This window comes from Comamonas sp. C24C, from assembly GCF_053345995.1.
In genome coordinates, this window is record NZ_JBKFBC010000018.1 from 35,355 (window position 1) to 54,352 (window position 18,998).

14 protein-coding genes and 2 tRNA genes are annotated in these 18,998 nt (G+C 61.8%); 11 read left to right on the top strand and 5 right to left on the bottom strand.

The annotated features are described in order from the left end of the window. Nucleotides 1-6: 6 nt before the first annotated feature. Nucleotides 7-1,104, bottom strand: coding sequence for a ferrochelatase (gene hemH, locus ACLBXN_RS23710; RefSeq protein ID WP_447613777.1), 1,098 nt, complete (start codon nt 1,102-1,104; stop codon nt 7-9). Between the two features lie 73 nt (nt 1,105-1,177). On the opposite strand from hemH, the gene ACLBXN_RS23715 reads away from it, so the two are divergent. The 3 genes from ACLBXN_RS23715 to ACLBXN_RS23725 are packed head-to-tail and all read left to right on the top strand — an operon-like array spanning nt 1,178 to nt 3,084. Then, entirely contained in the window at nt 1,178-1,927 is a 750-nt protein-coding gene (locus tag ACLBXN_RS23715) for an HAD family hydrolase (RefSeq protein ID WP_082877459.1), read from the top strand. A gap of 45 nt (nt 1,928-1,972) precedes the next feature. After that, complete coding sequence (locus tag ACLBXN_RS23720) at nt 1,973-2,821, top strand: DUF2189 domain-containing protein (RefSeq protein ID WP_447613778.1); 849 nt, start codon at nt 1,973-1,975, stop codon at nt 2,819-2,821. A 47-nt stretch (nt 2,822-2,868) separates the two neighbouring features. Then, on the top strand, nt 2,869-3,084 hold the full coding sequence (locus ACLBXN_RS23725; protein ID WP_003057514.1) for a DUF2788 domain-containing protein: 216 nt from the start codon (nt 2,869-2,871) through the stop codon (nt 3,082-3,084). Between the two features lie 121 nt (nt 3,085-3,205). Here the strand turns inward: ACLBXN_RS23725 and ACLBXN_RS23730 are convergent, their stop codons facing one another. The 4 genes from ACLBXN_RS23730 to hpnC all read right to left on the bottom strand — a co-directional run bounded on the left by ACLBXN_RS23730 (nt 3,206) and on the right by hpnC (nt 7,586). Next, on the bottom strand, nt 3,206-4,228 hold the full coding sequence (locus tag ACLBXN_RS23730) for a Bug family tripartite tricarboxylate transporter substrate binding protein (RefSeq protein ID WP_447613779.1): 1,023 nt from the start codon (nt 4,226-4,228) through the stop codon (nt 3,206-3,208). Nucleotides 4,229-4,377: 149 nt separating this feature from the next. Then, nucleotides 4,378-5,724, bottom strand: coding sequence for a hydroxysqualene dehydroxylase HpnE (hpnE, locus tag ACLBXN_RS23735; RefSeq protein ID WP_447613780.1), 1,347 nt, complete (start codon nt 5,722-5,724; stop codon nt 4,378-4,380). A 7-nt stretch (nt 5,725-5,731) separates the two neighbouring features. Beyond that, nucleotides 5,732-6,571 carry a presqualene diphosphate synthase HpnD gene (hpnD, locus tag ACLBXN_RS23740; protein WP_003057509.1) on the bottom strand — a complete coding sequence of 280 codons (840 nt, stop codon included), beginning with the start codon at nt 6,569-6,571 and terminating at the stop codon, nt 5,732-5,734. A 133-nt stretch (nt 6,572-6,704) separates the two neighbouring features. After that, the gene (gene hpnC, locus ACLBXN_RS23745; protein WP_447613785.1) at nt 6,705-7,586 is read right to left on the bottom strand and encodes a squalene synthase HpnC; all 882 of its coding nucleotides are present in this window, start codon (nt 7,584-7,586) and stop codon (nt 6,705-6,707) included. Between the two features lie 191 nt (nt 7,587-7,777). Between hpnC and ACLBXN_RS23750 the strand changes: the two genes are divergently transcribed. From ACLBXN_RS23750 to ACLBXN_RS23785, 8 genes are all read left to right on the top strand, one after another. Then, nucleotides 7,778-9,016 carry an efflux RND transporter periplasmic adaptor subunit gene (locus tag ACLBXN_RS23750; protein ID WP_447613781.1) on the top strand — a complete coding sequence of 413 codons (1,239 nt, stop codon included), beginning with the start codon at nt 7,778-7,780 and terminating at the stop codon, nt 9,014-9,016. Continuing rightward, nucleotides 9,013-12,222, top strand: coding sequence for an efflux RND transporter permease subunit (locus ACLBXN_RS23755; RefSeq protein ID WP_447613782.1), 3,210 nt, complete (start codon nt 9,013-9,015; stop codon nt 12,220-12,222). Before ACLBXN_RS23750 ends, ACLBXN_RS23755 begins: the two co-directional genes overlap by 4 nt. A gap of 85 nt (nt 12,223-12,307) precedes the next feature. After that, a tRNA-Leu gene (locus tag ACLBXN_RS23760) sits at nt 12,308-12,394 on the top strand. 345 nt (nt 12,395-12,739) lie between these two features. Continuing rightward, nucleotides 12,740-14,050: a trigger factor gene (gene tig, locus ACLBXN_RS23765; protein WP_447613783.1), complete on the top strand. Its 1,311-nt coding sequence runs from the start codon at nt 12,740-12,742 to the stop codon at nt 14,048-14,050. Between the two features lie 133 nt (nt 14,051-14,183). Continuing rightward, nucleotides 14,184-14,792 (top strand): ATP-dependent Clp endopeptidase proteolytic subunit ClpP, encoded by a 609-nt coding sequence (gene clpP, locus ACLBXN_RS23770; RefSeq protein WP_003057504.1) that lies wholly within the window; start codon nt 14,184-14,186, stop codon nt 14,790-14,792. A 176-nt stretch (nt 14,793-14,968) separates the two neighbouring features. Then, nucleotides 14,969-16,231 (top strand): ATP-dependent Clp protease ATP-binding subunit ClpX, encoded by a 1,263-nt coding sequence (gene clpX, locus ACLBXN_RS23775; protein WP_003057503.1) that lies wholly within the window; start codon nt 14,969-14,971, stop codon nt 16,229-16,231. A gap of 153 nt (nt 16,232-16,384) precedes the next feature. Continuing rightward, the gene (gene lon, locus ACLBXN_RS23780; protein ID WP_447613784.1) at nt 16,385-18,799 is read left to right on the top strand and encodes an endopeptidase La; all 2,415 of its coding nucleotides are present in this window, start codon (nt 16,385-16,387) and stop codon (nt 18,797-18,799) included. Nucleotides 18,800-18,908: 109 nt separating this feature from the next. Beyond that, nucleotides 18,909-18,984: transfer RNA gene (locus ACLBXN_RS23785), tRNA-Gly, on the top strand. The last annotated feature ends 14 nt before the right edge of the window (nt 18,985-18,998 follow it).

The window sequence follows — 18,998 nt, forward strand, 5'->3', positions numbered from 1 at the left end:
GGCCGCCTACAGCGGCGCGCCGGCCGCCTTGGCGTGCTGGGCGCGGGCATTGAGCTCGGCATCGTCCTCGCGCCCGGTGGGCCAGCCTTGCATATGCCGCTGGGCAATATCGCAGAGTGCGGTCATCCAGGGCGCACTGTCGTTGAGGCAGTCGATGTATTCGAACTGCTGGCCGCCCGCATGCAAAAAGGCTTCACGCGCCTCCTGCTTGATTTCCTCCAACGTCTCCAGGCAGTCGCTGGTAAAGCCGGGGCAGACCACATCGACGCGTCGGGTGCCGGCCTGGGCCATGGCAATCAGCGAGGGTTCGGTATAGGGCTCCAGCCATTTGGCCTTGCCAAAGCGCGACTGGAAGGTCACCAGATACTGCTCGTTGCCGAGCTTGAGCCGCTCGGCCAGCAGGCGTGCCGTCTTGTGCGATTCGCAGTGATAGGGGTCGCCCAGATGCAGGGTGCGCTCTGGCACACCATGAAAGCTCATGACCAGCTTCTCCCCGCGACCATGGCCGCGCCAGTGGGCTTCGATGCGCTGCGCCAGTGCTTCGATGTAGCCGGCATCGTCGTGGTAGCGGTTGACAAAACGCAGTTCGGGAATGTGACGCTGGGTCCTGGCCCAGTCGTAGACGGCATCGAACACGCTGGCCGTCGTCGTGCCCGAATACTGGGGGTACAGCGGCAGGATCAGGATGCGCGTCGCGCCGTCTTTCTTGAGTGCATCCAGCTGGGCCGCAATGGACGGCGTGCCGTAGCGCATGGCCGGCAGTACCAGCACATTGTGGCCGCGCTCGCCCAGCCAGCCGCGCAGCAAGGTGGCCTGGCGCGTGGTCCAGTGCAGCAGCGGGGAGCCGTCCTTTTCATGCCAGACGGTGGCGTACTTGGCGGCCGACTTGGCCGGACGCGTGCGCAGGATGATGCCGTGCAGAATCGGCAACCAGGCGAGCTTGGGAATCTCCACCACGCGATCGTCACCGAGAAACTCCGCCAGATAAGGGCGCACTGCTGCAGCCGTGGGGGCGGCTGGCGTGCCCAGATTGCACAGCAGGATGCCGGTGCGTGCGGATTGGTCGTGACGGAAGCGGGGTTCGGGCGCAAAGCGTGATGGCATGGCGCAATTGTGTCAGCTAATCGGATAGGCGCAGCCGCTCTGCGGCATTAGCCGGGCCGCTATTCTTCGGGGCATGCAATCCCAAGACACCACAGCCCCTGCCATTGAAACCCTTCAGCGCCTGCGCCACAGCGGCCAGATTCGCGCCATCAGCCTGGATCTGGACGATACGCTCTGGCCCATCTGGCCCACGATTGCCAAGGCAGAGGGCGTTTTGCTGCAGTGGCTCGCGCAGCATGCTCCCAGTACGGCCGAGCACCTGGGCGATACGGACAAGGTGCGCGCCTTGCGCCATGAAATCGTGACATTGCGCCCGGATCTGAAAGCCGACCTCAGCGGTTTGCGCCGCGAGTCCATCCGGCTGGCGCTGACCCGCGCCGGCGACGATCCTGCCCTGGCCGAACCGGCCTTTGACGAGTTCTTTGCCGCTCGCCAGCGGGTCGAGCTGTTTGACGACGCCTTGCCGGCGCTGCAGTTTCTCTCGCAGCGTTGGCCGGTGGTGGCCCTGTCCAATGGCAATGCGAATGTGCATGTGGTGGGTATCGGCGAGCATTTTCGCGCCTCGCTGTCTGCCAGCGGAGCCGGCATGGCCAAGCCCGAGACGCGGTTTTTCCAGGCCGCAGCGGATGCGGCCGGCGTGGCTCCCGAGCATGTGCTGCACATCGGCGACGATGCAGAGCTCGATGCCCGGGGCGCCATGGATGCGGGTATGCACGCAGTCTGGCTCAACCGCGGGCAGGTAGCATGGCCTTGCGTGGGTCCTGAACCCCACGTCACAGTCGCCAGCCTTTGGCAGTTGTGTCAGGGGCTGGCAGATCGTTGACCGGGACGAGCGGGAGCTTTGCGGGTCAGCGAACAAGGACCGCCTATGCCTACCTGCCTGTCTGCCTGCCTTCTCACGCCGCCTCCACTGGCACCTGTGCGAACCATTGCCTGGAGCCGGCCTCTGGTGTGGCTGTCCAGAGCCTTGCAGGACATTTCTAAGGCTCCGTTAATCAGTCTGGCCCATGGTCTGGCCTTGATCCTGATCGGTGCAGCAATCCTGACCCTGGGGCACAATCGCTTCTGGTTGATGGCAGGAGCCCTGTCGGGCTTTCTGGTGGTGGGGCCGCTGGTAGCCACCAGCCTCTATGCCATCAGCCGGGCCATCGAGCGCGGTGAGGTGGCAGACTGGGGCCTGATCCGCCGCACCTGGACGCAATGGCAGAGCTGCCATGCCACGGGCCGGGGAGGGTACTGGTGCATGGTTCGGTTCGGCGCCTTGCTGGCGCTGGCGGCCACGGGCTGGGTGCTGATTTCTGCGTCGCTGATCACCGTGATGTCGCCCGTGCGTGTGCAAACCCTGCAGGATTTCATTGCGCATGTGGTGCTGGCCAGAGATGGTCAGCTGTTTGTGCAATGGATGGCTTTGGGCAGCTTTCTGGCTGCTCCGATTTTTGCGTCCAGCGTGGTGGCCATGCCGCTGATGCTGGACAGGCGAGTGACCGTGCGTCAGGCCGTGTTGACCAGTTGGTCCGTGGTGCTGGCCAACCCGGGCCCTATGGCCTTGTGGGCGGCGCTGATTGTGATGTTGACTTTGCTGGGCCTTGGCAGCTATCTGCTGGGGCTGGTGGTTGTGATGCCCCTGCTGGGCCATGCCAGCTGGCACGCCTATCGGGACCTGGTGGATGCCTCTGCATTCCCTGCCAGGGATGACGCGATGGTGCCTGCCGTCTGAGCGCTGCGCGACCAGGGCCTGGCAAAGGCTGTAAGGACCTGGTTGTCGTGATATTCGGTTATACGGAAGAGCAGATTGCCCACTTTTTCCTGACCTGGGGCGTGGGCGCCTTCATCTTGTTCATGGTGTTCATCATCCTGCAGCTGGCGCGTCAGTCCAAGGCAGGCAAGTTCGGCACCTTTGTTATTTTTCTGGGTCTGGGCGTGGGCTTTGTCGGCTATCTCGCCAAAATCATCATCCAGTGGTGGATTGAGAGCCATTAAGCCGCGCCACGCGCTGTGCCATAGGGCACTGACCGGCCCAGTGCATCCAGCAAGGCCGGCCCCGCAATGAGGATTTCTCACCCCTTCCGAAAAGAAGGGGGAAGGCGAGATGCCTCGGGGTTCAACCCGGTTTCACCTGTGCGCGCTTGAGCACTTTTTGCCAGCGGTTCTGCTCGATGCTGATGAACTGGGCAAACTGCTCCGGCGTGCTGCCAATGGGTTCGGCCGCGTCGCCTTGCAGGCGTTTGAGCGCATCGGGTGCCTTGACGGCCTTGGCGCACTCTGCGGCCAGCTTGTCCACATGGGCGCGGGGCAGGCTGGAAGGGGCCAGCATGCCATACCACTGGGTCATCTCGAAGCCCGCAAAGCCCTGCTCGGCCACGGTGGGCACATCGGGCAGCTGTGGCAGGCGCTTGGTCGAGCCGGTGGCGATACAGCGCACCTTGCCGGCTTTGATGAAGGGCAGCAGCGCGGCGGCGCCGACCGAGGCCGCATCAAGACGGCCCGAGAGCAGGTCGGTCATCATGGGGCCGGTGCCGCGATAAGGCACGTGGAGCATGAAGATGTCGGCCGTCATCTTCAGATATTCGAATGCCAGATGCCCCGCGCTGCCGTTGCCGGCCGAGCCATAGCTGAGCTTGCCGGGGTTCTTCTTGGCATAGGCCACCAGATCGGCAATGTTCTTGACGGGCAGATCGGGGTGCACCACATAGAGGCTTGGCACCTTGGCCAGCAGGCTCACGGGCACAAAGTCCTTTTTCGGGTCCCAGGGCAGTTTGTCAAAAATATAGGGGTTGACGGCCAGTGTGCCGATATGGCCGAGGATGACCGTGCTCTGGTCATCGGCTCGAGCCACTTCCTGCATGGCGATATTGCCCGCGGCACCGGGCTTGTTGTCCACGAATACGTTCTGACCGATGGTCTTGGACAGCTCGGCTGCGGTGGAGCGGGCCACGATTTCAGAGCTGCCGCCGGGCGCGAACGGCACGACAAAGCGAATCGGGCGGTTGGGCCAGCTGTCATCGGCAGCGCGGGCCATGCCGGGCAGTATGCTGCTGCAGGCCAGGGCTCCGGCGCCGGTCAGCAGATGGCGGCGCGAGATGCTCAGAACTTCGTGAGTGGACTTGTCGAACGTGGATGCCATGTTGTCTCCGTTGCTTTTGGCTTTATGCGGCTGAGAGATTGCCTCTCAAGCCATGGTTGCAACTGTGGCTGTCAAATCGCTGTCAAACGGCCTGCGGCAGCGCGATCTGGGCATCAGGATTGTGCTGATAGGGTTTGCGCTAGAGCTGCTCAGTCCTGGTCCTTGCGGACCAGTTGCTCGGCTGCCTCGAGTGCGCAGCACACCGCACCTTCGAGCGTTGCCGGGTAGGGGCCGCTCACATAGTCGCCGCAAGCCCAGAGGCCATGGCCCAGCTCCATGCTCGGGCGCTTCACACCGGGCCTGCAGGCAAATGTGGCGCGCTTTTCAACCACGGTCAGCACAGCTTGAATGTCCTGCCAGCCCAGCTGTTCCCGGGCTTGTTCCAGCACCAGCCGCTCGAGGGTCTCGCGGTCTGTGCGGCAGTCGCTGATGACAAACGCCATCAGACCTTGCTGGGCGCCATCGGAGGGCTGCAGGTGACCGCGGTCGAACACGAACTGAGCCGGAGCCTGGGCGTCGGGTCGCAATGCAAGCCAGGGCATCGCGGGCGCGAGGCGCTGGCCGGTGCGGGCATAGACCGTGGCAATGGCAGTGTGCTCCAGGGCCTGCGCGCCCTTTGCCCAATGCTGGTAGGCCACCGCGTCACGCGCGGGCAGGCGCTGGTCTTCTGCGGCCAGCAGCGCAAGGCGGGTTGCTTCCTGAGGTGGGCAGGCGAGCAGCACTGCATCAAAACGCGCTTGTTCCAGTGCCGGCTCAAGTGCCGCTTGGGAGCTGCGCAGCAGCCATTGCCGGCCTTGGGGGATCAGTTCCTGAATCCGGCTGGCCGTATGCACGGCATGCCCCCGGCCTTGCAGCCATTGCGCGGCCGGATTCGGAAACAGATCGCCGAGTCCGCAGCGCGGCAGCAGAAAATGGGAGCCGCCCGTGCCCGCGAACAGCGCGTCATGCAGCACGCGCAAGAAGATGCTGCCGCTGGCCTGTGCGGCTGGAAGATTGAGGGCCGACACGCACAGCGGCTCGATGAATTCATCGAGCAGGCGTCGCGGCAGACCGCTGCAGATATCGGCAACGGTTGCAGCATCTGCGCAGCGAAAGCGCTGAAGGCGCCAGCGCAGGGCACTGCCCAGCAGGGCGGCACGTTCGCGTAGCGACCAGCCGCTGGCGCTGGCAATTCCGACCAGGGCGTCGAGAGGCGCGGGCAGCTCGGGAAAGCTCAGGCCGCTGCCATCGGCATGGCGCATGGCCAGTGGCCTGCGCAGCAGGGCTTGCTCCGGCTCCACGCCCACGGCGTGCATGAGTCGCAGGCATTCGGCATAGGCGCCGATCAGAATATGCTGGCCGTTGTCGGCGAAGCTGCCGCCCGGCAGTTCCAGATTGCGGGCCCGGCCACCGAGCTGGCGACCGGCCTCGAAAACCGTGGGCTGATGGCCGCCTAGCGAGAGCTGTACTGCGGCAGCCATGCCGGCCCAGCCGCCACCGATGATGGCAACTTGCATGGCGCGCTTACATGCGGCCCAGCGCCTGCATCTTCCAGACCAGCCAGAATTTGCGCAGCGGCGTGAGGCTGATGCGCTGGTGCAGCACCTGGAAGTTCTCGGACTCGATTTCGCGCAGCAGGGTGCGATAGATGCTGGCCATCATGAGGCCGGGCTTTTGAGCGTGGCGATCGGCATCGGGCAGCAGACCCAGTGCCTTGTCATAAAGGCTGTGGGCACGCTCGGCTTGAAAGCGCATCAGCGCCGTGAAGCGATCCGAATACTCGCGCTTGTTGATCTCGTGGGCCTTGACGTCAAACTGTTGCAGCTCGCTGATGGGCAGGTAGATACGGCCGCGCATGGCGTCTTCGCCCACGTCGCGGATGATATTGGTCAGCTGCAGGGCCTGACCCAGCGTGTGGGCGTATTCGGTTGTGCGCTCGTCGGTCTGGCCGAAGATGCGGGCGGCGACTTCGCCGACCACGCCAGCGACCAGATGGCAGTAGCGCTGCAGACCCGCGAAGTCCAGGTAGCGGGTCTGATCCAGATCCATCTGGCAGCCTTCGATGACGGCCTGCAGATGGCGCTCTTCGATGCCATAGGTCTTGGCGTGGGGCATCAATGCCTGCATCACGGGATGGGCTGACTGGCTGGTGAAGGCCCTGTGCACCTCGGTCTTCCACCAGGCCAGCTTGGTGGCTGCCACGCCGGGGTCCGTGACCTCGTCGACCACGTCATCCACTTCGCGGCAGAAGGCATAGAAAGCCGTGATGGCGGCGCGGCGCTCCTTGGGCAAGAAGAGAAAGGCGTAATAGAAGCTGCTGCCCGAAGAGGCGGCTTTGTCTTGGACGTACTGATCCGGATTCATAGGGGGAGCATTGTCCCATGACGCGGGTCGTTGGCCGGCACAACAGTGAAATGCGCGGCATGCGCCTGGTTGGACTTCAAATTCAATAGCGAACTGCGCATATACAGAAAGGGGTCAGGGCTATCTGCTTCGCTTACATGCGCAGGGCTTGCCAGAGCATGGTGGCCATATCGAGCTTGCCCAGCTTGATGCGCTGATAGAGGTTGCGTCCCTGCATGGCGTCCAGTCTGTCCAGCATGCGCAGGCCGCCTTGAACGACCAGACGCAGCTCCCAGCCCGTACGACCGGGCAGTTGATGTACCAGGGGCGCACCATGGTTCATCAGGCTGCGGGCCTGGCGGTTGAGCTCGCCGAGCAAAGATTGAAGCTCGGGCGTCAATGCCGTTGCTTCCGGCTTGATGGCGCTGCGCACCAGGCCGTGGCGGGCCAGATCGGCATCCGGCAGGTAATGACGCTGGCGCGGCAAGTCCTGGCTCAGGTCCTGCCAGAAGTTGATCAGCTGCAGCGCGGTGCAGATGGCGTCACTCTGAATCAGTGCCTTGGCGTTGACCACGCCATACAGATGCAGCAGCAGGCGGCCGACCGGGTTGGCCGAGCGGCGGCAGTAATCCAGCAACTGGGCCATGTCTGTGTAGTGGGCCTGGGCGGCCGTCATGCGTACATCCTGCTCGAAGGCGCTGAGCAGGTCGGCCAGCAATGGCTTGGGCAGGCCATGGGCCTGGACCTGGACTGCCAGCGGGCCAAAGATATGGGGCCAGGAAGTTCGCATCAGCATCGCTGCTTCGCCGGCGCTGCCTAGCTGCTGCAGATCGGCGGCATATTGCTGCAACTGTGCCAGGCGCTGCTCGGCGCTGTGCTGGCCCTCGTCGGCCAGGTCGTCGGCGGTGCGCGCAAAGTGGTAGATGGCGGCGATGGGCGCACGCAGCCGTGGCGGGCACAGCCAGGAGGCGACGGGAAAATTTTCGTAATGGTTGATGCTGGCCGGCGCATTGGCGGCGGGGCTTGCTGGGGGCATATGGTTCACGCCCGTATTGTGGACCGGGCGGGCTTGCCGGCTTGCTCCAGCCCATAAAAAGACGGCGCAAAAGCGCACGTGCGTGCACAATCAGCGCTGACTTTGGTGCAGCGGCCTGCCCGGCGGCTGCGCTTTTCCTATTTTTACAAGCCCAGAACACCATGGCTGTTTCGTCTTCTCGTCGTTTTGCAATGTTGTCTTTGCCGCGCCGGCCTGCCGTGCCCCTGGCTGCGCTGTCCATAGTGGCGGCTGCTGTCATGTTGTCGGCCTGTTCCAAGAAGGAGGCTGCGCCCGAGCCGGTGCGTGCCGTCAAGCTGGTGACCGTGGGTGAGGGGCAGATCGAATCTGCACAGGAATATTCGGGTGATGTGCGGGCCCGTGTGGAGTCTCGCCTCGGCTTTCGCGTGGCGGGCAAGATCACCAGGCGCGAGGTGGAGCTGGGCCAGCATGTGAAGGCCGGACAGGTGCTGGCGCGCCTGGATGCGCGTGACTATCAGCTCAGTGCCGATGCCGCGCGCGCCCAGTTGGCCTCGGCCACCACGCAGCGTGATCTGGCCGATGCCAATGCCAAGCGTTTTCGTACCCTGCGTGCACAGAACTTCATCAGCGCCGCTGAGATGGAGCGCTACGAGGCCAATCTGAAGGCGGCCCAGGCATCGCTCGACCAGGCGCGGGCTCAGCTCTCCAGTCAGTCCAATCAGGAGAACTACACCCAGTTGCTGGCCGATGCCGATGGCGTGGTCACCAGCGTGGAGGCCGAGCCCGGTCAGGTGGTTGCGGCCGGCACACCCGTGGTGCGGATTGCCCAGGATGGTGCGCGCGATGCGGTGTTCAGCGTGCCGGAAGACCGCCGTAGCGCCATCAAGCCTGGGCAAGGCGTCAAGGTCAGACCCTGGTCGGATGAGTCGCGCGTGATCAACGCCCTGGTGCGTGAGGTGGCGGCCAGCGCCGATCCGGCCACACGCACCTATGTGGTCAAGGCCGCTCTGCAGGGAACGGACCTGCCCGCATTGGGAGCCACCGTGCATGTCATGCCCGAGGGCATGGGCGTGAGCCGCGAAGCCGTAGGCAGCCAGGTCATCAAGTTGCCAACCACGGCCTTGCGCCAGGAGGGGGGTAACGGTCAGGGTACGGCCGTCTGGCTCTATGACGCGGCCAGCAGCTCGGTGAAGCTGCAGCCGGTGCAGATTGCCAGCGCCGACGGCAACGAGGCGGTGATTGCCTCGGGTCTGCAACCTGGCATGCAGGTGGTGGCCACAGGCGCCCATGTGCTGACCCCGGGCCAGAAGGTGACGGTATATCGCGATAAATACGCCAAGCCGCCACAAAACTCTGTATCAAATCAGTCCAAAACGCAGGTGGATAAAACGCAGAATGCTCCTGAATCTGGAGCGTCTCAGCCTGCAGTCGCTGCGGAGGCGGGCAAATGAGCGGCACTGGACACAAAAAGACCGGTGGTGCGCATTTCAATCTTTCCCGCTGGGCGCTCGATCATGTAGCGCTGACACGCTATTTCATCGTCGTGCTGATGCTGCTGGGCTTTGCGGCCTTTTTCCAGCTGGGGCAGGATGAGGACCCGCCGTTCACCTTCCGGGCCATGGTCATTCGTACCTACTGGCCTGGTGCGACGGCCGAGCAGGTGGCCCAGCAGGTGACGGACAAGATCGAGCGCACGCTGCAGGAAGTGCCTTATGCCGACAAGATCAGCAGCTATTCCAAGCCTGGCGAGTCGCAAGTCATCTTCCAGGTCAAGGACTACTCTCCCCCCAAGGAAGTGCCGCAGCTCTGGTATACGGTGCGCAAGAAAGTGGGGGACATGCGCTACACCCTGCCGCAGGGCGTGCAGGGGCCGTTCTTCAATGACGATTTCGGCGATGTCTATGGCGTGATCTATGCGTTGCAGGCCAAGGGCTTCAGCTACGCGGAACTCAAGACCCTGGCCGACGATGTGCGTCAACAGCTGCTGCAGGTGCCCGATGTGGCCAAGGTCGAGCAGTTCGGCGTGCAGGACGAAAAGGTCTATGTGGAGCTGTCGCACAAAGCCACGCAGATGGGGCTGAACCTCAAGCAGGTACTCGACCAGCTCAACCAGCAAAATGCCGTGGCATCGGCCGGTACCTTGCAGACGCCTGCTGAAACCATTGTGTTGCGTGTGCAGGGCCAGTTCAACGACCTGCAGCAATTGCGTGCCATGCCCATCATCGGCCAGGGTGGGGCGCAGTTCAGGTTGGGCGATATCGCCGAAGTGCGCCGAGGCTATGCTGATCCGGCCAATGTCATGGTGCGTTTTCAGGGCGAACCCACGGTGGCCCTGGGGGTTTCCATGGTCAAGGGCGGCGACATCATTGCCCTGGGCAAGGCGTTGACGCAGGCCACGGAGCGCATCGCCAAAAGCCTGCCTGTGGGCGTGACGTTGAGCAATATGCAGAACCAGCCCAAGGCGGTGGCGGATTCGGTCAGCGAGTTTCTCCAGGTGCTGGTCGAAGCCGTGGTCGTGGTGCTGGCTGTGAGTTTTTTGAGCCTGGGTCTGCACAAGCGCCCGGGGCAGCATCCGCTGTGGAAGCGCTGGTATATAGACCCGCGTCCCGGACTGGTGGTGGGCATCACCATTCCGCTGGTGCTCGCGGCGACCTTCCTGGCCATGTGGTACTGGAATATCGGTCTGCACAAGGTGTCGCTGGGCTCGCTCATCATTGCGCTGGGACTGCTGGTGGACGACGCCATCATTGCCGTGGAGATGATGGTGCGCAAGATGGAGGAAGGCTACGACAAGTACCGTGCGGCCACCTTTGCCTATGAGATCACCTCCAAGCCCATGCTGACCGGCACACTGATCACGGCTGCCGGCTTTCTGCCCATCGGCATGGCCAAGTCCATGACAGGCGAATACACCTTCGCCATCTTCGCGGTGACGGTGATTGCCCTGGTGCTCAGCTGGTTCGCCTCCGTGTACTTCGTGCCCTATCTGGGTCTGCTGCTGCTCAAGAAGCCGCCGCATGCGGCCAAGCTGCCGCCCGAGGTTGCGTCCGGAGAGGTGTCGGCCGAAGAGGCCGGAATCAACACCGATGCGGGCGAGCATGAGCTGTTCGACACGCCGTTCTACAACCGCTTCCGCCGCACGGTGAACTGGTGCGTGCAGCACCGCTGGCTGACGATAGCTGCCACGGTGCTGGTGTTCGTGCTGGGCCTGGCCGGCATGGGCAAGGTGCAGCAGCAGTTCTTCCCCGATTCCAGCCGTCCCGAAGTGCTGGTCGATATATGGTTTCCCGAGGGCACTTCCCTGCAGGCCAACAAGGAAGTGACGCTGCGTGTGGAAAAGCGCTTCTTGCAGCTCGACGGCGTGGAGTCCGTCAGCGAGTGGATAGGCTCCGGAGCGCCGCGCTTCTACCTGCCGCTGGACCAGGTTTTTCCGCAGAACAACGTTTCCCAGTTTATTCTGGTGACCAAGGATCTGAAGGCGCGCGAGGAAATCCGCAAGCAGCTGCCGGCGCTGATGGCCGAGGAATTCCCCGAGGTGCGGGCGCGTTCCAAGCTGCTGCCCAATGGGCCGCCCGTGCAGTATCCGGTGCAGTTCCGTGTGATGGGCTCGGACCCGGCCAAGCTGCGCACCTACGCCGATGAAGTCAAGGCGCTCATGCAGGCCAATGTCGACATGCGTGGCGTGAACGACAACTGGAACGAGTCCGTCAAGGTCATACGCCTGCAGGTTGACCAGGACAAGGCCCGTGCCCTGGGTGTGACCAGCCAGTCGATCGCCGAAGCCACGGGCATGAATTTCAGCGGCACCACCGTGGGGCAGTTCCGTGAAGGCGACAAGCTGATCGATATCGTGATGCGCCCGCCCAAGCAGGATCGGGATGCCATTACTGATATCGCGACTGTCTATGTCACCACGGCAAACGGCCAGTCGATCCCGCTCACGCAGATTGCCAAGCCCGTCATGGTCTGGGAGCCGGGCGTGATGTGGCGCGAAAAGCGCAACTTCGCGATTACCGTTCAAGGCGATGTACGTGAGGGCCTGCAGGGCGCCACGCTGACCAACGAGCTGTTGCCGCAACTGCGCAAGATGGAAGCCGGCTGGCATGCTGCTGGTGACACCGGCTATCGCATCGAGGTGGCCGGTGCCGTGGAAGAAAGCTCCAAGGGCTCCGGCGCCATCGTTGCGGGTATCCCGGTGCTGCTGTTTCTGACCTTCACATTGCTCATGCTGCAACTGCGCAGCGTCAGCCGTTCACTGCTGGTGTTTATCACCGGCCCCTTGGGCATACCCGGTGTGGCGGCAGCCTTGTTGCTGCTGAATCGCCCCTTCGGCTTTGTGGCACTGCTGGGTGTCGTGGCCTTGATGGGCATGATTCAGCGCAATTCGGTGATTCTGATCGACCAGATCGAAAGCGGACGTGCCCGTGGCGTACCGGCTTGGGATGCGATTGTGGAGGCGGCTGTGCATAGGCTGCGTCCCATCGTGTTGACGGCGGCAGCAGCCGTGCTGGCCATGATCCCGCTGTCGCGCAGTGTGTTCTGGGGGCCTATGGCGGTGGCCATCATGGGCGGTCTGATCGTGGCGACCGTGCTGACCCTGCTGGCCTTGCCCGCCATGTATGCGGCGGCATTCCGCATCAGAAAGGACACGGCCTGAGCCTGGATTGTGCGAAAGACTGCCGATTTTGCGGCTAGAATCTGCGTCTTGACCTCAGTAGGCGTAGATTTGCGCATTGCTGACCGCGCGGGTGGCGAAATTGGTAGACGCACCAGGTTTAGGTCCTGACGGTGGCAACACCGTGCCGGTTCGAGTCCGGCTCCGCGCACCAGATACAGGCACTCTCTGCTGCCCAAGCCCGTAACCCCAAGCCGTTACGGGCTTTTTCTTTTCCCGCTCCCTGCTGTGCAGCTGCGGTGTCAGCTTTTAAGGCAAACCCCTGTAAGGCGATGGCGGAGCCTGCGCGGCGCCTCGTTATAATGGTCGGCTTCGCCTGTTCCTGATTTGAACAAATGCCCGGCGCCAGACGCGGGTGCCAATGACCGGGGCAGGCTCTGGAAATTTGTGGTGCCGCATGTCCCAGGGGATCCCCGGGCGTGCGCGCACTGTGACTTTGCGCAACACGGTGCGGGTTGTTAGTCAATCTGCACGGTCCTCATCCCTCTTAGGAAAAATCATGGCCGTTAACGTTGAAACTCTTGAAAAGCTCGAGCGCAAGATCACGCTGAGCGTGCCCCTGTCGGCAATCCAGTCCGAAGTGGATGCCCGCCTGAAGAAGGTGGCGCGCACGGTGAAGATGGACGGCTTCCGTCCCGGCAAGGTGCCCATGAGCGTCGTGGCTCAGCGTTATGGCTACTCCGTGCAATACGAAGTGCTGAACGACAAGGTGGGCGAGGCTTTTGCCGCTGCCGTGAACGAAGCCGATCTGCGCGTTGCCGGTCAGCCCAAGATCACCGAAAAGGAAGGCGCTGCCGAAGGCGAAGCGCAATTCGAAGCCGTGTTCGAAGTCATGCCCGAAGTCAAGATCGGCGACCTGACTACTGCCGAAGTGGAAAAGCTGACCACCAGTGTGGACGACGCAGCCATCGACAAGACCGTGGACATTCTGCGCAAGCAGCGCCGCACCTTCACCGAGCGCGCTGCCGGTGAAGCCGCTGTGGACGGCGACCGCGTGACCGTGGACTTCGAAGGCAAGATCGACGGCGAGACTTTCTCCGGCGGCAAGGCTGAAGACTTCCAGTTCCTGGTCGGCGAAGGCCAGATGCTCAAGGAATTCGAAGACGCAACCCGTGGCATGAAGGCCGGCGAGTCCAAGACTTTCCCTCTGGCTTTCCCCGCTGACTACCACGGTGCCGACGTGGCCGGCAAGACTGCCGACTTCCTGGTGACCGTCAAGAAGGTGGAAGCTCCCAACCTGCCCGAAGTGAACGAAGAGTTCGTCAAGACCCTGGGCGTGGAAGGCGGCTCCGTCGAAGCCCTGCGCGAAGACATCAAGAAGAACCTGGAGCGCGAAGTGAAGTTCCGCGTTCAAGGTCGCAACAAGCAAGCCGTGATGGACGCTCTGGTGTCCGTGTCCGAACTGGATCTGCCCAAGGCTTCCGTGCAAGCCGAAGTCGGCCGTCTGCTGGAAGGTGCGCGCGCCGAGCTGGAACAGCGCGGCATCAAGGATGCAGCCAAGGCTGAAATCCCCGAAGACATCTTCCTGCCCCAGGCCGAGCGTCGCGTGCGTCTGGGCCTGGTGGTGGCCGAGCTGGTCAAGAGCAACAATCTGCAAGCTACTGCCGAGCAGATCAAGGCTCATGTTGAAGAGCTGGCTTCCAGCTACGAGAAGCCCGAAGACGTGGTGCGCTGGTACTTCGGTGACCGCAACCGTCTGGCCGAAGTGGAAGCCGTTGTGATCGAAAACAACGTCACCGACTTCGTTCTGGGCAAGGCCAAGGTCACCGACAAGGCCGTTTCCTTCGACGAGCTGATGGGGCAGGCCTAAGGGCTGAACCTTTTATCGGTGCTTGCCCTAGGCAAGTTCCGATAACTTGAATTGCGGGGCTTGTGCTTTTGCGCGCAAGCCCCATTTTCTTTTCAGAATGCGGCTACAGTAGGCGCATAGCACTGGAGAAAACATGAGCGCATTGGATACATTGGGTTTGGGCATGGTGCCCATGGTCATTGAACAGTCGGGTCGCGGTGAGCGCTCCTACGACATTTATTCGCGTCTGCTCAAGGAGCGCGTGATTTTCCTGGTGGGCGAGGTCAACGACCAAACCGCCAATCTGGTGGTGGCTCAGCTGTTGTTCCTGGAAAGCGAAAATCCCGACAAGGATATTTCCTTCTACATCAACTCCCCCGGCGGCAGCGTGACGGCGGGCATGGCGATTTTCGACACCATGAACTTCATCAAGCCCGATGTCTCGACACTGTGCACCGGCATGGCTGCGAGCATGGGGGCTTTCCTGCTGTCGGCAGGTGCCAAGGGCAAGCGTTACGCACTGCCCAATGCTCAGGTCATGATTCACCAGCCTCTGGGCGGTGCACGTGGTCAGGCGACCGAGATCGAAATTCATGCCCGCGAAATCCTCAAGACCCGCGAGCGCCTGAACAAGATCCTCGCCGAGCGTACCGGCCAGCCTCTGGAAAAGATCCAGAACGACACCGAGCGCGACTATTTCCTTTCCGCCGATGAGGCTAAGGACTACGGTCTGGTTGACCAGGTAATTAGCAAGCGTTCCTGAAATGCATAGCACCCAAGCCCCTGTCTGATTGGGCTTGCGGATGCCGGCAATGAAGATCCTGGGAGTTGCTGACTGGCTCCCGGGACTTGCTCGGCGGCGTTTGTCCCTGAAGGGCTACGCCGCCTTGTCTTTGGTTATCATTAATTTTCGTTTTTTCGTAACGAGGCACAGCCCCCATGGCCGATAAAAAAGGCTCTTCCACCGAAAAGAATTTGTATTGCACCTTCTGCGGCAAAAGCCAGCACGAGGTCAAAAAGCTGATCGCCGGCCCGTCCGTGTTCATCTGCGACGAGTGCATCGACTTGTGCAATGAGATCATTCGCGACGAACAGCCTGCCGCCGATGCCAAGGAAGGCCGCGGCGATCTGCCTACGCCTGCCGAAATCAAGGCCAATCTCGACAACTATGTGATCGGTCAGGAACAGGCCAAGCGCACGCTGGCCGTGGCGGTCTACAACCACTACAAGCGACTGAACCACAAGGACAAGGCCGGCAAGGACGATGTGGAGCTCAGCAAGAGCAATATCCTGCTGATCGGTCCCACTGGGTCGGGCAAGACCTTGCTGGCCCAGACGCTGGCGCGTCAGCTGAATGTGCCATTCGTGATGGCCGATGCCACCACGTTGACCGAGGCTGGCTATGTGGGCGAGGATGTCGAGAACATCATTCAGAAGCTGTTGCAAAGCTGCGAGTACGACGTCGAGCGCGCGCAGCGCGGCATTGTCTACATCGACGAAATCGACAAGATCTCCCGCAAGTCGGACAACCCCAGCATCACGCGCGATGTCTCGGGCGAGGGCGTGCAGCAGGCGCTGCTCAAGCTGATCGAAGGCACGATGGCCAGCATTCCGCCCCAGGGTGGACGCAAGCATCCCAATCAGGATTTCCTGCAGATCGACACCACAAACATCCTGTTCATCTGCAGCGGCGCGTTTGCGGGGCTGGAGAAGGTCATCGAGAACCGTACCGAGGCTTCAGGCATAGGCTTTGGCGCTACCGTCAAGAGCAAGAAGCAGCGCTCCATCTCGGAAATGTTCCTTGAGATTGAGCCCGAAGATCTGATCAAGTTCGGCATCATCCCCGAGCTGGTCGGTCGCATGCCAGTGGTGACGGCGCTGGCCGAGCTCAGCGAAGAGGCACTGGTGCAGATCTTGACCGAGCCCAAGAACGCGCTGGTCAAGCAATACAGCAAGCTGCTGGCCATGGAAGGTGTGGAGCTGGAAATCCGCCCGGCGGCACTGAAGGCGATTGCCCGCAAGGCTCTGGCCCGCAAGACCGGCGCCCGTGGCCTGCGCTCCATCGTCGAGCAAGCACTGATCAGCACCATGTTCGAGTTGCCAACGGCTGAGAACGTGGAAAAGGTGGTGGTGGAAGAGGCCACCATTGAAGACGGCAAGGAGCCGCTGCTGGTTTACCGCGAGGCGGCCAAAAAGGCCTGATACTGTGCTTGCGTGCGAGGCGCTTCTGCGATGGGGCGCCTTGCTGCATGAGACGGAAAGGCAATGCCCCTGCGGTGGCAAAAACAATTTGCACGCAGGGGTTGAAATACACCGGTAAGCGGACCATCTTCCGCTGATAAACCGAGGATACCTATGTCTGGACAAACCCCTTTGCCTTCCACTGAGTTGGATCTGCCGCTGCTGCCCTTGCGGGACGTGGTGGTGTTCCCGCATATGGTGATTCCGCTGTTTGTGGGGCGTGCCAAGAGCATCAAGGCTCTGGAGCTGGCCATGGAAGGCGATCGCCGCATCATGCTGGTGGCGCAGAAGACGGCCTCCAAGGACGAGCCTGCAGCGGAAGACATGTTTGATGTGGGCTGCGTGTCCACCATCTTGCAGATGCTCAAGCTGCCCGACGGCACCGTGAAGGTGCTGGTCGAGGGCCAGCAGCGCGCCCTGGTCAAGCAGATCACCGACGAAGAGTCTCATTTCACGGCGTCTGTGACGCCCGTGGAGGCTGATGAGAATGCCCATGAGCAAAGCGAGATCGAAGCGCTGCGCCGTGCGGTGACGCAGCAGTTTGACCAGTATGTCAAGCTCAACAAGAAGATCCCCCAGGAGATCCTGACCTCTATTGCCAGCATTGACGATGCCGGTCGTCTGACCGACACCATCGCTGCGCACCTGCCTCTCAAGCTGGAGAGCAAGCAGGCAGTGCTGGATCTGGTGGACATCAAGGAGCGTCTGGAAAACCTGTTCGAGCAGCTCGAGCGTGAGGTGGACATCCTCAATGTCGACAAGCGCATCCGTGGCCGCGTCAAGCGTCAGATGGAGAAGAATCAGCGCGACTTCTATCTGAATGAGCAGGTCAAGGCCATCCAGAAGGAGCTGGGTGAAGGCGAGGATGGGGCCGACATCGAGGAGATCGAGAAAAAGATCAAGCTCGCCAAGATGCCTGCCGAGGCCCGCAAGAAGGCCGAGGCCGAGCTCAAGAAGCTCAAGTTGATGTCGCCCATGTCGGCGGAAGCTTCGGTGGTGCGCAACTACATCGAAGTGCTGACCGGCCTGCCCTGGAGCAAGAAGACCAAGATCAAGCACAACCTGGCGAATGCCGAGGAAGTGCTGAACGAAGATCACTTTGGCCTGGAAAAGGTCAAGGACCGCATCCTCGAATATCTTGCCGTGCAGCAACGTGTGGACAAGGTCAAGGCCCCCATTCTGTGCCTGGTCGGACCTCCAGGCGTGGGCAAGACCTCGCTCGGTCAGTCCATTGCCAAGGCCACAGGCCGCAAGTACGTGCGCATGGCGCTGGGCGGCATGCGTGACGAGGCCGAGATTCGCGGTCACCGCCGTACCTATATCGGTGCCATGCCTGGCAAGGTGCTGCAGAGCCTGGAGAAGGTCGGCACGCGCAATCCTCTGTTCCTGCTTGACGAGATCGACAAGCTGGGCATGGATTTCCGTGGCGACCCATCGAGCGCACTGCTGGAGGTGCTGGACCCCGAGCAGAACAACAAGTTCGGCGACCACTATGTGGAGGTCGACTTCGACCTGTCCGACGTGATGTTCGTGGCGACCTCCAACTCCATGAACATTCCTTCGGCCTTGCTGGATCGCATGGAGGTTATTCGTCTGTCGGGCTACACCGAAGACGAAAAGACCAATATTGCCATCCGCTACCTGCTGCCCAAGCAACTCACCAACAATGGTGTGAAGGAGGGCGAGCTGGAGGTGACCGAAGCCGCTATCCGCGACATCGTGCGCTACTACACCCGCGAAGCAGGTGTGCGTTCGCTGGAGCGTGAGCTGTCCAAGATCTGCCGCAAGGTAGTCAAGGGCTTGCAGCTCGGCAAACTCCAGCCCAAGGTGGAGGTGAATGCAGACAACCTCAACGACTATCTGGGCGTGCGCAAGTTCAGCTACGGCCGCGCAGAGCATGCCAATCAGGTGGGGCAGGTTGTGGGCCTGGCCTGGACCGAAGTCGGTGGCGATCTGCTGACCATCGAAGCCGCAACCATGCCTGGCAAGGGCGTCATCACCCGTACCGGTTCTCTGGGCGACGTGATGAAGGAGTCGGTGGAAGCTGCTCGTACCGTGGTGCGCAGCCGCGCTCGTCTGCTCGGCATCAAGGATGAAGCCTTTGAGAAAAAGGACATCCATGTGCACGTGCCCGATGGCGCCACGCCCAAGGACGGTCCTAGCGCCGGTGCCGCCATGACGACGGCGTTTGTCTCGGCGCTCACGGGCATTCCTGTGCGTGCTGACGTGGCCATGACTGGTGAAATCACCTTGCGTGGCGAAGTCACGGCGATTGGCGGCCTCAAGGAAAAGCTGCTGGCGGCTCTGCGTGGTGGCATCAAGACCGTGCTGATTCCTGAAGAGAACGTCAAGGATTTGCAGGACATTCCCGATAACGTGAAGAGCGGTCTGGAGATCGTTCCTGTGAAGTGGATCGATCAGGTTCTCAAGGTGGCCCTGGAGCGCGTGCCCGATCCTTTGTCTGAGGATGCGGTAGCCGCGGTGGCGGCTGCCGATGCCAAGCCGGTCGAGGCAGCGATCAAGCATTGATGCTTGTTTTGTGAAAATTGTGGCGTTTTTTCTGGGAGGGCCCAGAACTGCGCTACAATTCATCCATCGCAGCAAACAACGTTGTACAATGTTGGGCTTCGGTAGATATGCGGGAATAGCTCAGTTGGTAGAGCGATACCTTGCCAAGGTATAGGTCGACGGTTCGAACCCGTTTTCCCGCTCCAGGTTTTCAGAACCT

Coding starts and splice junctions, on each gene's coding strand:
- ACLBXN_RS23715 (WP_082877459.1), top strand. CDS start 1,178: ATGCAATCCCAAGACACCACAGCCCCTGCCATTGAAACCCTTCAGCGC.
- clpP (WP_003057504.1), top strand. CDS start 14,184: ATGAGCGCATTGGATACATTGGGTTTGGGCATGGTGCCCATGGTCATT.
- ACLBXN_RS23755 (WP_447613782.1), top strand. CDS start 9,013: ATGAGCGGCACTGGACACAAAAAGACCGGTGGTGCGCATTTCAATCTT.
- hpnE (WP_447613780.1), bottom strand. CDS start 5,724: ATGCAAGTTGCCATCATCGGTGGCGGCTGGGCCGGCATGGCTGCCGCA.
- ACLBXN_RS23750 (WP_447613781.1), top strand. CDS start 7,778: ATGTTGTCTTTGCCGCGCCGGCCTGCCGTGCCCCTGGCTGCGCTGTCC.
- hpnD (WP_003057509.1), bottom strand. CDS start 6,571: ATGAATCCGGATCAGTACGTCCAAGACAAAGCCGCCTCTTCGGGCAGC.
- ACLBXN_RS23730 (WP_447613779.1), bottom strand. CDS start 4,228: ATGGCATCCACGTTCGACAAGTCCACTCACGAAGTTCTGAGCATCTCG.
- tig (WP_447613783.1), top strand. CDS start 12,740: ATGGCCGTTAACGTTGAAACTCTTGAAAAGCTCGAGCGCAAGATCACG.
- hpnC (WP_447613785.1), bottom strand. CDS start 7,586: ATGCCCCCAGCAAGCCCCGCCGCCAATGCGCCGGCCAGCATCAACCAT.
- lon (WP_447613784.1), top strand. CDS start 16,385: ATGTCTGGACAAACCCCTTTGCCTTCCACTGAGTTGGATCTGCCGCTG.
- hemH (WP_447613777.1), bottom strand. CDS start 1,104: ATGCCATCACGCTTTGCGCCCGAACCCCGCTTCCGTCACGACCAATCC.
- clpX (WP_003057503.1), top strand. CDS start 14,969: ATGGCCGATAAAAAAGGCTCTTCCACCGAAAAGAATTTGTATTGCACC.
- ACLBXN_RS23720 (WP_447613778.1), top strand. CDS start 1,973: ATGCCTACCTGCCTGTCTGCCTGCCTTCTCACGCCGCCTCCACTGGCA.